Annotated in this window: 1 protein-coding gene; it reads left to right on the top strand. The window is 34.9% G+C overall.

Features of this window, described 5'->3' with window-relative positions; translation table 11 throughout:
- Nucleotides 1–1,746 precede the first annotated feature (1,746 nt).
- Nucleotides 1,747–16,758 (top strand): ESPR-type extended signal peptide-containing protein, encoded by a 15,012-nt coding sequence (locus CKF59_RS00530; RefSeq protein ID WP_119534036.1) that lies wholly within the window; start codon nucleotides 1,747–1,749, stop codon nucleotides 16,756–16,758.
- Nucleotides 16,759–16,838 lie beyond the last annotated feature (80 nt).

Raw genomic sequence — 16,838 nt, 5'->3', positions numbered from 1 at the left:
TTTTTGAGGCATAAAAGTATTAAAAAAGTGGATTGGATCTAGTATAATATGCGAACAATAATAGGTACTATCTATAAGTGATTATCTTTACTCATACAAATATTATGGTAAATCTTGCTTAATAATCTGTGGATAATCTGTGGATAAGGAGTGGGATTAGCTAATTTTTAATGTAAGAGTAGATAAAACATTAACTTATAGATAGGATCTGCTTGTGAGGATTTAACAGCTAAAATTAATAGCTCGTTTAAACTCTTAAGCAACTATGCTAAAGAAATTTAGCGGTCATTAAATTTGTAGAGGTAATGAGTGTTTTATTTCGCTAAATTTAATGAGGTAATTGTTTGGTGTTAGACTAAAAAAGATAGCTTCTTTTATAGATTCTAGGAACTTGAGGATTAGAGACTAGAATATTTTGTCGAAGTTAATTTTTTTTGGAGCTAAAGCAAAATATATGCGTTCTTGCACCAGCAAAAATTTAAGTAATACAATGTCATCCCCCTAGGGGGATACAACAAGATTTTCTAACGAAAATCTTGTTGACTTTGAGGTAGGCATATCTTATTGCTTTCCTTGACAATGTAGTTTGTAATAAATATTTAAAAGATATTCCTACGAAGGAACGGGACTTATCTTTACGGCAGAAAGTATTAAGTTATAAGATAAAGATATATAATAGTATTGTCTATTGTATAGGGAATATAACCTCTAGACTAAATGGTAGGAGTCTAGTTAGAGTATATAAAGACTATATTAGATCTTATTTTATGTATTTAAGCTTATAGCTTAAGATTTAATTTATGGTTTAGCGGTTTAACTGGACAAACTCCGTTAAGCACTTTATTTATTTTTCATAATTAAGTTAAATCTGTTATTAATGCAAATACTTTTTACATAACCAATTGTTAGGAAAAGTATATATTTTCTATAATTTTGTAATTATTAATTTGTAAAAATGTTGAAGTTAGTATTGTGGAGAGCATAAACTCTGAAGCAATATTCTTAAAGTTGTACTATAGTTTTATATCAAGCTGTTAGGATGTAAAGTTGTTAGAGAGTGATCTAAAGTAATTTTAGATTTGTACTTTGTAGGTCTATAACTTGCAGGTCTATAACTTTGCATAGTTTGCAGATAAAACAATTAAGAACTTGAACTTATTAACTATCAACCTTTACCATATTTATAAAATTTTACTTGAGGATATATTGTGCAAGTATAGATAGCCATATTTTATCTTTGCTCCCCAGCAATGGAGGAGAAAGGAGAAATATGGTTTTTTTATATTCACAATTTATATAGTGGCACTAATTATAAAATTGATACTAGTTTTGTCTTTATTTTTCTGTTCCAAGTTATAGAAAATTTTTCTAAATAGTAATTAAGCTAATAGAGGTAAATTATTTAGTTGGCAAATAGACCTTGATTAGTGTGAAGTAAATGGCGTCTTAGTTTCACTGATTCTTAATTACTTTTTTAGATAAGATCACACCAAATTCCTCTTCTTTTCTCTCCCCTTAAAACAAATCTAAGATTATTTTTTGCTGAAAGCTTGTTTCTTAAGTGAAAACTGTTTCTTAAGTTAAGAACTTGAGTTATGAGCTGTTTTCAGTGTTGATCTTGAGACATTGTGTACTTTCATTAATATTTTTTCTCTTTCTAGAGATGATTAACTAATCCTCAAAACAGACCACAGCTACGATTTTTGTTATTAGATCAAACAAACTTAAGAAAAATACCCCTTATATATGAATAAAATCTATAAATTAAAATTCAACCGTAGTACTCTTGCATTAGATGCGGTTTCCGAATTGGCAACTAATGGTGTTTGTGTTTCTTTAAAGAGTATAGATACGATTGAAAACAAGACTAAGTCTGAGTTTAAGTTTCTTAGTGTAAGTAAGCTTGTGAGTAGTATTTGTCTTCCTGTAGGCTTAGCAACAGCTAATGTTTATGCTGTAGAATCAGCACGTTCAGGGATGAAAGTACTTCATGGGCAAGTAGAGGTAGTTACCAGTGGAGCTTTAACAACAGTTAAAAACAGTCATAACTCTATTATTGAATGGCATAAATTTAATATTGACTCTCATGAAATTGTAAAGTTCTTACAAGAATCTTCTAATTCCGCAGTACTCAACCGAGTACTAGGCGGAAGCATCTCACAAATTCTTGGAACTTTACAATCAAATGGACAAGTATTTATTGTCAATCCAGCTGGGATTGTCTTTGGAGAAAAAGCTATTGTTGATGTTGCGGGGTTAGTAGCTTCAACTTTAGATTTAAGTAATGAAGATTTTCTGCAAGGGAAATACGTTTTTAGTCAAGATAAGGACCAAGCGATAGCTAAAGTTCTCAATCAAGGGTTAATAAAAGTAAATTCTGATGGAAGTTTAGCTTTAGTAGGTGGTCAAGTAGTCAATCTCGGTATTCTTGAAGCTAAAAATGGGGCAGTTTATCTGTTAGCAGGACAAGAGATTGTAATTCAAGACTTAGACAATCCTCTAGTGTCTTATAAAGTTACCGCTGGTAATAAGGCAGTAAACCTCGGAGAAATTATTTCTCGTCGTGCGGTATTGTTAGCGAATAAAGTGGCTACGGGTTATACCACCGCTGAGCAATTTGCAGAGGTTATGACACTAAAGGATTCAGCTCAAGCCGCAAAAATTACAGCTTCTGGTGAAGTGCTGTTATATGGAGCTTCTGAAGCAGAGTTAGTACAAGCAATTAATTACAACAATGCTATGTTAGCTCCAAACTATACTTGTCAATCGGGATTAGTCGTTGTTAACGGTACAATTGCCGTGACTAATATTACAGGAACTGGGGGTAAGGTTAGTGTACTAGGTGATGTAGTTGCATTAGAGAACCTGGCGGTAATTAATGCTTCAGGGATGAAAGGTGGAGAAGTATTTGTCGGAGGTGACCTTACTGGACAAGGAAAGACTAAGTTAGCTTCCAAAACTTTTGTTCATACGCAAGCTCAAATAAATGTTTCAGGTAAACAAGAAGATGCTGGAAAAATTATTGTTTGGGGTAACTCAGCATATGTTGATGGTTCGTTTTTCGCTACTTCCGTAAAAGGAAATGGTGGCTTTGTTGAAACCTCAGGAAAAAATTTAAACTTGCTTGAACATGCTTTTGTGGATACGAGATCTGAAGAGGGGATTACTGGAGAATGGCTCTTAGATCCAGAAAAGATTTTAGTCCTAAATGGTTCTCCGGATTGGTCACAAGCTAAACAAAAATATCCTGAACTCAAAGAGCAATTTGATACAGGATTTACTTCCACTGATTACTCTGCTTCCAGCGGTACAGATGGGGGAGGAGGCTATTCAGTTATTTGTGGTACGCAAATCAATACTTCGTTACAGACTTCTAATGTTACCTTGCAGGCTAATGATTCTATAACTTTTTACAATGTTACAGATATTAACTCAAATAGCGGAAAAGATTTAAATCTCCGTGCTCAGAATTATACGTTTGATAATAGTAGCATTGGTTTAACAGGCAATTTTACGTTTAATAGTAGTGTTACTAATGCAAAAATCGACATTACTAATACCACGATTAATGCAGGAAATATAACTTACAATAGTACTGCAACTCCTACTGAGTTTAATATTACCAACTCTACGTTAAATGCTACGACAAATATTAGTATTTGTGTGAGCGGAGCTATTAGGGTAAATACTTCTACTTTAAATGCAGGAAATACTCTTGAGTTAAATGCTACTTGTGTAACTATAGAAAATTCATCGAAATTAAATAGTGGGGTATTAACCTTAATTAATGTAAGTGAAACTATTGATATTAATAGCTCTACAGTCAATAGTACGAAAACCGTAAATCTCTCAGGACAGGTTGCAACTCTCAATAGCACGGTAACAAATGCAGAAACTATCAATGTTTCCGCTACCGGTAATAAAGGAATGAGTATTATTTATTCTCAGTTAAATGCTAGTGGTAATGTAAGTCTCAGTGGAAGTTTGATTTATGCTTGTGGAACTTCAGTAAATGCTGCTAATATTTCTGCGGTTTCGAGCAAATTAAATTCCCAATTTGTAAATTCCAACTTAACCGCCAAGCATCATGCAACTATTACTGGAATAGGCGTGTCATTTAGTACATGTAGTTCGGTAAAAGCTGAATATATTAATGCTACTGCTGTAGGTTCTTTTGCCACAGCTGTAGGAACTACAGCTGAAAAAGCTATCCATGGATTGGTTAATATAAATAATTCTGAGCTGAATGCTACGAAAACTGTGAAGTTGAGTGGTGAAAATGTTCGCTTAATGAGAGCAAAAATCAATGCTAAGGATATAGATATTTTAGGTACGAGAGTTTGTATAAGTACAAGTTCAGATATAAACTCTACAACGAGTGCCGTAATAAATGGGACTACTTCAGTTACGATTACCGCTTCTAATGTAAGTTCTAGTCAAGGTAGTACTTTAATTAAGGGACCTAGTGTTACGGTACGTAATAGTACAATAAATTCGTCAGTTAATACCACGATTAATGCAGCTAATACTATAAGTATTGAAGGTGGAGCAAAAGTAAACGGAGGGCAGAACACTCTCTTAAATGCAACGCAAACGGTTACGATAAAAGGTGCAGGAACACAAGTTACCGGAAGTAATATAAACATTACGTCAGCGAATGTAAATATTCAAGATCAAGCCTTAGTTAACTCTACATTAAATACCAATATCTCAGCTCCGCAGTTAACGGTGGCTGATGTCGCCATAGTTAATTCTAGTGGAGTGACCAAAATTAATGCAACGAGTGTAACTCTTAGCAATAAATCGGTGCTAGATGCAAAAACTAAGACTCTTGTAAATGCAACTACCGTTACTTTAACTGCTTCTACAATTAATTCTACTTCCGGAAATATTGAAGTAAATGTAAAAGAATCATTTACCGCAGAAGCTTCGACGATTGGAGCTGGAGAAAGTGCGAACTTAAATACTCCGATTTTAAAATTAAATAGTACCAATGTCAGTGGTAAAACTGTTTTACTCAATGCTTCTAACTTAAATCTTTGTAATTCTGAGGTTAGAGATACAGATAACCTAACCTTAAATGGTTCGGTGATTTATGTTTGTGCAACTAATCTCTCAGGTAGTAACGTAACTGTTACTAGTTATGGTAAATCCTCATCGACAACCTTTACTCATGCCAATATTACAGCAACACATAATGCAACCATTACTGCCGAATCTACTTTAGGGATTACAAGTAGTAATGTGAGTGCAACTAACATTCTTGTATGTACTAGTGGAGCCTTAGCAATTCAAAACAAAAGTTATCTAAACAGTACAGGATATACGAATTTATCTGGCTCTATTGTTAGACTTAATAATAGCTCACAAGTAACTAGTGGTAAAAATGTAAGCATAAGTGCTACAAGTCAGGTAATGATATGTAGCTCGGAAGTAAATAGTTCGAGTTCTGCTTTCCTTAAAGGTAGCAGTATTACTCTTCGTAATGGAGCTAATGTTGCAGCAAATGAGACAACTTTATTATGTGCTACCGGAGCTGTAAGTTTAACTAATGGTACGGTAAAAGGTAAGGATACCAATTTATCGGGAAGTTCGATTACCTTAAATACGGGATCATTAGCAAACTCAACCAATTCTACGGTGCTTAATGCTACTACAAGTATTTCTCTTGATAATTCTTCGGTAAATTCCAGCTCAGGAACGACAGCATTTTATGCTCCAACGATTAAAGTAGCAAATAAATCGAGGGTTGATTCAGCTACTTGTACGACTTTAAGTGCTACCAATAGTATTACGGTTGACAATGGAACAATTAGTTCACGTCTCGGGACAACCACTCTCGAAGCAACAAATTATATTACTGTAGAGAATAAATCTTTAGTGACCTCGAATACGGGAACAACCTTAAATGCTTCTACAGTAACCATAAAAGATTCGATTGTAAATGCTAGTCATGGTTGGACAACTATTAATGCCTCAACTGTTAATCTACAAGAGCAAGCTGTAGTTAATGCAGCTAATAACACTACCATTAACGCTTCTACTATTAGTATTTCTGATAAATCAGAAGTAAATGGAACAATTACGAATTTATCAGCAAAAACCATTAGCATTACTAATGCCTCAGAAGTAAAAGGCAAGATGCAAACTCTCGTACAAGCAAGTGAAAAGATTGAAGTTAATGCTTCTTTAATTTGTTCAAGTGCTGGAGCAGTAAAAGTTTATGCACCAACGGTTAACTTTGAAAATGGTTCTGTAGCTACGGCTGCAGGTGATACTTTTATTTGTGCTTCCATTAGTGTAAGTATCGATAACTCTTCGATTAAAGGGAAAAATACTAATATCTCAGGGCAAACTGTAAGTATTAATAGCACTAATGATGTTGAAGCTGAAGAGAAATTAGTCATCAATGGTAGTCAAGTTACCATTAATCAATCTAAAGTAAATTCTACTGCTGGGACAACCAACATTAATGCAACTACTTTAGTTATCAATAGTACCAGTGTTAATTCAAGTCAGGGGACAAGTTTACAAGCTACAAGTGTAACGATTAACAATACTTCAACTATAAATACTCGAGCAGGCAATACTACGATTAAAGGGCAAACGATTAAGATCGAGGATTCGGCAAAAGTAGAAGCTAAAGAGACTACTCTTGTTTGTGCAAGTGCAACCGTAAACATTAATAACTCTGACCTTAAAGGAAATCTAGTAAATATTTCCGCAAAAACAATATCTTTAGGTCAAGAAGCTGAGGTAAACGCAACTAGCAAAGTAATCTTAAATGCAACCGAGGTCACGGTTGAAAAATCTCAACTAATTTTTAAAGCGGGAGCAGTAGAGTTAAGAGGAAATAATATTACGCTGAGTGCAAGTAATGTAACCGCTGGAAGTATTAATACTCGTGCATTAAATAATCTAAGTTTTGTAGGGGCTAATTTATCAGCTCAAGGAATGCTTGAGGTTTATGCTCAGAATATCAGTCTAGAGAATACCGTAATTTACTCAGAGACAAAAGATATTAATCTTGGAAATAAATCTACTATTACTTTAGTTGCAAAAAGCAGTAATATTACAGCGAAGTTAGGTAATGTAAGTTTCTCTGGAAGTAAAGAAGTTAATGTAAGTGGAACAAGCATTACATCTGGTTTAGATGTTAACTTAACTTCAACTAATGGAAATGTAATTCTTTCTGGAGGTGGGAAGCCGGCAACCATTACCGTAGGACGTAGCCTAAATATTACTGCAGCGAATGTTAGTCTGCACAACCAAAGTTTTGTAGTTAAAGGCAACCTTGGGATTAATGCTTCTAACTCTTTAACTTTAAATAGTGCAAATCTCACATCCGAAGAGGCAGATATGAAGCTTACGGGTGGCAAGATTAATGTTACCAATGCTTCACAAGTTAATGCTACTGCAGGAAATGTAAGTTTTACGGGAAGTGAGATTAAAGTAAATGCTTCGACTATTGATTCTAAATTAAATACTAGCCTTTCAGCTCCTAAAGTAGATCTTGAAAATAATGCAGTCATAACAGGTGCGAATACAAGTGTCAATGGTTCAACTGTTACGATCAAAGAAGGATCTCAGGTATATGGTCGAGAAGCTACCACAGTAAATGCAACGACTATTACTTTAAACAATGCTAATGTTGGTTGTGCTACTGCAACAGGAACGACTTTAGTAAATGCAACCAATGTAACTGTGTCGAATCATGCGAATATTACCGGTTATAGTATTAATTTATCGGGAAATAATGTTGCAGTAGAAGCCCAAGCTAATGTTTCAGGAACTCACGATACTTTAGTTAACGGAAGTAATATCTCTCTTAAAGGTGGAGCTACAATAGGTAAAGGTTCGGCAAATAGTACCAAAGTGGTAGGAACTAATGTTTCGATTTCTGGAGAAAATACTTTAGTTGTAGGAAATTCGGTTAATGTGACTGCAGTTGATTTAGTAGTAAATGAATCGGCAAAAGTTGAAGGAACAAAAGATACCCTAGCTAATGCAACTAATGTAAGTATTGATAATGCAACCTTTGGAGAAGTCGGGAATACCTCGATTAAGGCAACGAATGTATCGGTTACAGGTAATAAAGCTTTAGTTAAGGGAATAAATGTAAGTATTACAGGGCAAAATGTAACGATTACTAATTCTGCAAATGTAAGTGGAACTACAAATACTGTAATTAACGGAACAACAACCTTAATTAGTAATAAAGCCCAAGTAGGTTCACCAACTGGTAATACTACCCTCACGGGAACTAATGTTACGGTAAAAGATGAGGGGACAAAAGTTTATGGTCTTAACCTAAATCTTTCGGCAAATAATGTTACTGTAAGTAATCAAGCTAATGTAGCTGCAACTAATACTACTTTAGTTAATGCCTCAAACTTAACCGTACATAATGCAACTATTGGTCAAGAAACTACCGAAAACACTATTCTCAGCGGTAGTAATGTAACCGTAACTGGTAGCCAAGCAAAAGTTACTGGTAAAAACGTCAATGTTTCAGGGAAAGCAAATGTAACTATTACTAATGCTGCAAATATTGGTGGTATGGAGACTACTTTAGTTAACGGAAGCAATATTACGATTAACAAAACCGCTCAAGTTGGATCAGAAAATGGTAAAACTACTTTAAATGGAACTAATGTTACTGTAGCTGACCAAGGGACAAAAGTTTATGGCTTAGAGGTTAATATTTCTGGCCAAAAGGTTACCTTAGAAAAACAAGCTAACATATCCGCAACTACGACTTTAGTAAACGCCTCTGATTTAACGGTACATAACGCATCCGTAGGACAAGCTACAGGAAATACCACACTTAGTGGTACTAATGTAACCGTAACTGGTAGCCAAGCTAAGGTTACTGGTAAACATGTCAATGTTTCTGGTAAAGTTAATGTAACCATTACCAATGCAGCAAATATTGGTGGTATGGAGACTACTTTAGTTAACGGAAGCAATATTACCATTAACCAAACCGCTCAAGTTGGATCAGAAAATGGTAAAACTACTTTAAATGGAACTAATATTACCGTAGCTGACCAAGGGACAAAGGTTTATGGCTTAGAGGTTAATATTTCTGGCCAAAAGGTTACCTTAGAAAACCAAGCTAACATATCCTCAACTACGACTTTAGTAAATGCCTCTGATTTAACGGTACATAACGCAACCGTAGGACAAGCTACAGGAAATACCACACTTAGTGGTACTAATGTAACTGTAACTGGTAGCCAAGCGAAGGTTACTGGTAAAAACGTCAATGTTTCAGGGAAGGCTAATGTAACTATTACTAATGCCGCAAATGTTGGTGGTACGGAGACTACTTTAGTTAACGGAAGCAATATTACCATTAACCAAACCGCTCAAGTTGGATCAGAAAATGGTAAAACTACTTTAAATGGAACTAATATTACTGTAGCTGACCAAGGGACAAAGGTTTATGGCTTGGAGGTTAATATTTCTGGTCATAAGGTTACTTTAGAAAACCAAGCTAATGTTTCAGCGACGAATACGACTCTAGTAAATGCTGCGAATTTAATTGTAGATAACGCAACTGTAGGACAAGAAGCGACTGCAAATACCGTATTAACTGGTACTAATGTTACCATTACCGGTAATCAGGCTAAAGTTAGTGGTAACAAGGTAAATGTTTCAGCCTCTAATGTAACCATTACCAACCAAGCTAATGTTAGTGGTAAAGAGAGTACTACAGTTAATGGTACATCTGTTAAGATTAGTGGAAAATCTCAAGTAGGTTCAGAGGAAGGTAATACTACGGTTACAGGCACTAATGCTTCGATTACTGATGAAGGAACTAAAGTCTATGGTAAACAAGTAAATGTTTCAGCTTCTAATGTAACCATTACTAACCAAGCTAATGTAAGTGGTAAAGAAAGTACTACAGTTAATGGTACAGCTGTTACAATTAGTGGAAAATCTCAAGTAGGTTCAGAGGAAGGTAATACTACGGTCACAGGCACTAATGTTTCGATTACCGATGAAGGAACCAAAGTCTATGGTAAACAAGTAAATGTTTCAGCCTCTAATGTAACCATTACCAATCAAGCAAATGTAAGTGGCTTTGATAGCACTTCTGTTAACGGTACAGTTGTGACTATTAATGCTAAAGCTCAGGTAGGTTCAACTACAGGGAATACCTCCGTTACCGGTGATAAGGTTTCAATTACTGATGAAGGAACCAAAGTCTATGGTAAGAATCTAAATATTTCAGCGACTAATGTAACTATCACTAATGCAACCTTAACTGCAACAGATACATTACTTGCAAATGCAACGAATTTAAAAGTTGATAATGCAACTCTAGGTCAAGAAACTACTAATAACACTCTATTAACGGGAACTAATATTACGGTTACAGGAGAAAAAGCAAACATCACTGTCAAAGAAGTAAATGTTTCAGGTAGTAAGGTAATTATCCAAGATCATGCGAAGATCTCGGGAACAACGAGTACTTTAGTTAATGCAACTTCTGTAGTCATAGATCAAGCAAATGTAGGTAATGCTTCAGCTAATACTTTAGTAAATGGTACGGATATTACGTTAAGTAATAAGGCTAAGGTTACTGGGGCAACGACTAATATTTCAGGTGTTAAAGTAAAACTCAGCCAAGCTCATGTAAACTCAACAGCTGATACCGTAATTAATGGAACTAGTGTTGAAATTAATGCTTCACAGGTTAAGGGTATAACGATAACTATTAATGCTACCTCTGATATAAACATTACGAATCATAGTCAAATTAGTGGTGGTCAGGTAAATGTTACTTCTACGCAAGCTAATGTGACGGTAACCGATAGTATCCTCAACGCTACTACTGGAAAATTAATTGTCAATGCCTCAGCTGGCATAGCGAAAATTGGTAACTCGACGTTAAATGCTTCACAAGTAGAAGTACAAGCACAGGCGATTACCACTACCAATGGTACGATTATTCAAGGTAGTTCTGAAGTGAACCTCACTGCAACTTCAGGGGATATTAAAGTAACAGGTACGAACATCTCAGTAGAAAGTGCAGGTGGTAAGGTTGAGATAAATGCTAAGGAAGGTAATTTTACCGCAAATAATACCAATATCTCCGCTCTTGCTGGTAAGGTTAATATTGCGGTAAAAGATAATGTAAATCTCGAGAACGGTAGTATTAGTTCGCAAGATACTTTAGAAATTAAAGCTCAAAATATTACTGCAGCAGGTACGAGTTTACAATCTACTGCTGGTGATGTTAATTTAACTGCAGATTTAAATTTAGAAGTAAGCTCTAAAGCCGTAATTAATGCTGCTGGAGCTGTAAATCTTTTAGGAGGGAATGTAACTCTCACTAATACTACAATTAATGCAACTAAAGATATTAATGTAAATGCAAGTAAGGGGAATTTAACATTTAATGCAGCTCCTATGGATTCTCAAGGAAACATTAGTCTTAAAGCATATAAAGATATAGTGAATGGGGGAACAGGAACTCAGGCACAAGTTAAAGCTAAGGGGAATATTACCGTAGTGGCTACTGGTAATGTAGCTTTACCTAATGCTCAATTACAGGCTGGTAAACAGGCAAATGTAACTGCACTTAATGGGAATGTGAGTTTAATTAACTCTGGGGTTAGTGCTGAAGAGGCGGTAGTGATAAAAGCTGCAAAAGGGAATATTACTGCTATAGGTGGAAACTACTCTTCAACTACGAAAGGAGTTGATTTTATAGCTGCCGATAATATCAATATTGCTAATGCGATTGTTAATGCAAATCAGAGTGAAGTGAATTTTACCGCAACAAGTGAGAATTCAAGCTTACAAGTAACTAACTCTAATGTTACGGCACAATCTGTAAAAGTTGCGGTGAAAAATGATGTTACTTTTACGGGAGCAAATATCACTGCAACCTCTAATAGTTTAGTGGTAGAGGCAAATAATATTAGTGTAGATCACAGTAATTTAACTTCTGTTGCTGGGGATGTGAACTTAACGGCAAGGGTTAACTTAAGTTTAACTAACAATAGTAAAGTAAATGCTACGGGAGCAGCAAATCTCTTAGGAGGTAATGTTACTTTAACTAATTCAGCAATTACTGCTGGAAAAGATATTAGTGTTAATGCAACTCAAGGTAATCTGACTTTTAATGCTGCCCCTATGGATGCTAAAGGTAATATTACTTTAGTGGCGACTAAAGATATAGTTAACGGTGGTGAATCTACAGTTAAAGCTCAAGTTAAAGCAGGAAGTAATATCACGGTAGTGGCAACGGGTAATGTTGCTTTACCTAATGTCCAGTTACAAGCTGGAGATAATGCTTACGTTATCGCAAAAGATGGAAATATTAATCTAGATAATTCTGGAGTAAGTGCAACAAATGCGGTAGTAGTAAATGCTTCGCAAGGTAGTATTTCAGCTTCAGGAGGTAATTATTCATCTATAAATAAAAATGTAGACTTTATCGCAAAAAATAATATTACTATTGATAATTCAGTAGTAAATGCTTTAAATGGTCAAGTAAACTTTAGTGCAACTGATGCAAATTCTAACTTAGAAATTAGTCATACTAATGTGGCAGCACAAAAAGTAAACGTAAATATCCAAAATAACGTAACTTTTGTGAATGCAAATATAACTGCAACCGATAGTAGTTTAATTGTTAAAGCAAACAACATTAGTGCTCACTCGTCGAGTTTAAATGCAAAAGGTGAGGTAAACTTAACCGCCTCTTCAAATCTAAACTTAGAACAAAGTAAGGTTAGTGGTACTGAGGTATCCTTAACAGGTGAACAAGTAGTAGTTAATGCGACTAATATTTCGGCTACGGGTGAAAATGCAAATGTTAGCTTAGTTGCAAACAAAAGTATTTATCTCGGTAATGGTACGAACATAAGTGCAAACAATAAAGTAGATCTTGTTGCTAAACAAGGTAATGTTACTATAGTTGGTAGTAATTTAACTTCTGACAATATGGTTAACATTAGTGCTAAAGATAATATAGTTGCAACTGGTGCTAATGTTTCTGGAGTTAAAGGTGTAACCTTAAACTCAAACACAGGTAATATCTCAATTGCAACTACTAATGTTTCAGCAACCGGAGAAAACGCAAATATCAGTCTTGTTGCCTCTAATAACATTACTTTAGGCAATGGTACTAACATAACTGCGAAAAATAATGTTGATGTTGTAGCAACTAATGGTAATGTTTCTGTAGTTGGTAGTAATTTAACAGCAGAGAATATCTTAAATATTAGTGCTAAAGATAATATAGTTGCGACTGGTGCTAATGTTTCAGGAGTTAAAGGTGTATATGTAGAGTCAACTTGTGGTACTGTTACGTTAACGCAATCAGCTTTAGATGCAACAAATGGTGATGCCAAAGTTGTTGCTAATAAGGATGTTCAAGTTACTAATAGTAAAGTATCAGGTGAGAACACTACAATTAGTTCAGCTACAGGTAATGTTTCAGTAACAGGAACAAATATTAGTGCGAAGAATCTTGCGAATCTCAGTGCTAAAGAAGCTGTAACCGTAACTAACTCAAATATTACTGGTGTAAATGGTCTAGATGTTGTTTCTACTTGTGGTACAGTTACAGTAACGCAATCATCTTTAGAGGCAACAAATGGTGATACTAAAGTTGTTGCTCATAAGGATGTTCAAGTTACTAATAGTAAAGTATCAGGTGAGAACACTACAATTAGTTCTGCTACAGGTAATGTTTCTATAACAGGAACAAATATTAGTGCGAATAATCGTGCAAATATCAGTGCTAAAGAAGCTGTAACCGTAACTAACTCAAATATTACTGGTGTAAATGGTCTAGATGTTGTTTCTACTTGTGGTACAGTTACAGTAACGCAATCATCTTTAGATTCTACAAATGGTGATGCTAAAGTTGTTGCTCATAAGGATGTTCAAGTTACTAATAGTAAAGTATCAGGTGAGAACACAACAATTAGTTCTACTACTGGTAATGTTTCAGTAACAGGCACAAATATTAGTGCGAAGAATCTTGCGAATCTCAGTGCTCAAGAAGCAGTAACCGTAACTAATTCAAATATTACTGGTGTAAATGGTCTAGATGTTGTTTCTACTTGTGGTACAGTTACAGTAACGCAATCATCTTTAGATTCTACAAATGGTGATGCCAAAGTTGTTGCTCATAAGGATGCTCAAGTTACCAATAGTAAAGTGTCAGGTGAGAACACAACAATTAGTTCTACTACTGGTAATGTTTCAGTAACAGGCACAAATATTAGTGCGAAGAATCTTGCGAATCTCAGTGCTAAAGAAGCAGTAACCGTAACTAATTCAAATATTACTGGATTAAATGGCTTAGATGTAACTTCAGAGAATGGAGCTGTTGCGGTAACTACATCATCTCTTGAATCTAGTAATGGTAATGTTTCGGTTCTTGCAAAACAAGATGTTTCTTTAGAAAGTAGTAAATTATCCGCTGGTAATAATATTACTGTAAGTTCAAGTGAAGATAATGTTTCAGTTACCGGTTCTAATATTAGTGCAGGTAATCAAGTTAAGCTTCAAGCTCAAGAAAATGTTGTCATAACAAATTCGAACATTACGGGCTTAAATGGCTTAGATGTAACTTCAGAGAATGGAGCTGTTGCGGTAACTACGTCATCTTTAGAGTCGGCTAATGGTAATGTTTCGGTTCTTGCAAAACAAGATGTTTCTCTAGAAAGTAGTAAGTTATCAGCAAGTAATAATATTACTGTAAGTTCAAGTGAAGCTAATGTTTCAGTTACCGGTTCTAATATTAGTGCAGGTAATCAAGCTAAGCTTCAAGCTCAAGATAATGTTGTCATAACAAATTCGAATATTACTGGCTTAAATGGTTTAGATGTAACTTCAGAGAATGGAGCCGTTGCGGTAACAGCGTCATCTCTTGAATCTAACAATGGTAATGTTTCGGTTCTTGCAAAACAAGATGTTTCTTTAGAAAGTAGCAAGTTATCAGCAGGTAACAATATTACTGTAAGTTCAAGTGAAGCGAATGTTTCAGTTACTGGTTCTAACATTAGTGCAGGTAATCAAGCTAAGCTTCAAGCTCAAGAAAATGTTGTTATAACAAATTCGAATATTACGGGCTTAAATGGCTTAGATGTAACTTCAGAGAATGTAACTGTTGCGGTAACTACATCATCTCTTGAATCTAGCAATGGTAATGTTTCGATTCTTGCAAAACAAGATGTTTCTCTAGGAAGTAGCAAGTTATCAGCAGGTAATAATATTACTTTAAGCTCAAGTGAAGCTAATGTTTCAGTTACTGGTTCTAATATTAGTGCAGGAAATCAAGCTAAGCTTCAAGCTCAAGAAAATGTTGTCATAACAAATTCGAATATTACGGGCTTAAATGGTTTAGATGTAACTTCAGAGAATGGAACTGTTGCGGTAATTGCGTCATCTCTTGAATCTAGCAATGGTAATGTTTCGGTTCTTGCAAAACAAGATGTTTCTCTAGAAAGTAGTAAGTTATCAGCAGGTAATAATATTACTGTAAGCTCAAGTGAAGCTAATGTTTCAGTTACTGGTTCTAATATTAGTGCAGGTAATCAAGCTAAGCTTCAAGCCCAAGATGATGTTGTCATAACTAATTCAAACATTACAGGGATTAATGGAGTTGAAATTAATTCTGAAAATAGTACGGTTAATGTCGCTAATAGCTCTATAGCTTCAACTAATGGAAATACTACGATTAGTGGAGATAAAGGAGTTATTTTAGGTAACGGTACTACAATCACTGCTAACTCTAATGTAGAAGTAAGTGCTATAAATGGTTCTATTTCTGTAACAGGAGCAAATCTTACAGCGATAAATGGCGGTATAGATTTAGAAGCTCAAGATAAAATTACTTTAGAAAATACTAATCTTTCAGGGAAAGAAGATGTGAAGGTTATTTCTACTTGTGCAAGTGTAACTGTAGAACAAAGTCAACTTATTTCTTATGAGGGAGAGGTAATTATCTCTGGAGTTAATGGAGTTTCTCTTGATAACTCAACTTTAGTTGGGGTTAATATTACAGCTCTTGCTTCTAATGGTACGGTAAGTATCGAGAAATCAAATATCTCCGCTGATATAGATAAAGGTTCAGTAACTGTGACCGCCTCTGAGGTAAGTATTGATGGTTCACTTCTTGTAGGTGGAAATATTACTACTCAGGCTACAGGTGGAGATTCGATAATTACTAATAACACTATAGATACTAAACATTTAACAGTTGAAGCTAAAGGTAAAAATATTTTCCAAGGCAATAATATTAATATTTCAGTAAGTTTAGATGTTATTGGTACAGATGTTGTCTTTAATAACAACACTGGAGGTGCAGAAAATCCTACGCTGAATGGAAGAAAAGCACGAATTACCGATGATGGAGAGTTAGTGATTTGGAATCCTATTTCAGGTGATCAATTTGATTCTAATTGGTTACTTGTTGATGTAAATGATGAGTCTCCTCATGAGTTTACTGAAGATGAAGTATTTGAGTTAATGCGTAGCGAATCGCCAATTGATGCGGGTGAAGCTATAAGTGTTACTGCTTCAGGATTACAATTATCAAGTTGTTATCTATCTATTGGGGTTGTCATGGATGGATATAATGTAAGTGCTGAAGATATGGGAAGTTTATCTGTCGAAGAAATTATGGATAAATATGACATGTCAAGTGCAGATAGAGCTACTTTAAGTCAGTCTTGTGCTTTAGTTCCAGGCTACTTAAAAAGTATTACGAAAAAAGCTAAATAGTTAATGTAAAACTGTATAGTGAATATAAAAACTAAATAGTAATAGCAAAGGTTAAATCGCTAATACTAAATTCAATTAAG

Source organism: Psittacicella gerlachiana, assembly GCF_003585965.1.
Taxonomy (GTDB): domain Bacteria; phylum Pseudomonadota; class Gammaproteobacteria; order Enterobacterales; family Psittacicellaceae; genus Psittacicella; species Psittacicella gerlachiana.
This window is presented reverse-complemented; position numbering and strand designations above follow the sequence as displayed.

Coding starts and splice junctions, on each gene's coding strand:
- CKF59_RS00530 (WP_119534036.1), top strand. CDS start 1,747: ATGAATAAAATCTATAAATTAAAATTCAACCGTAGTACTCTTGCATTA.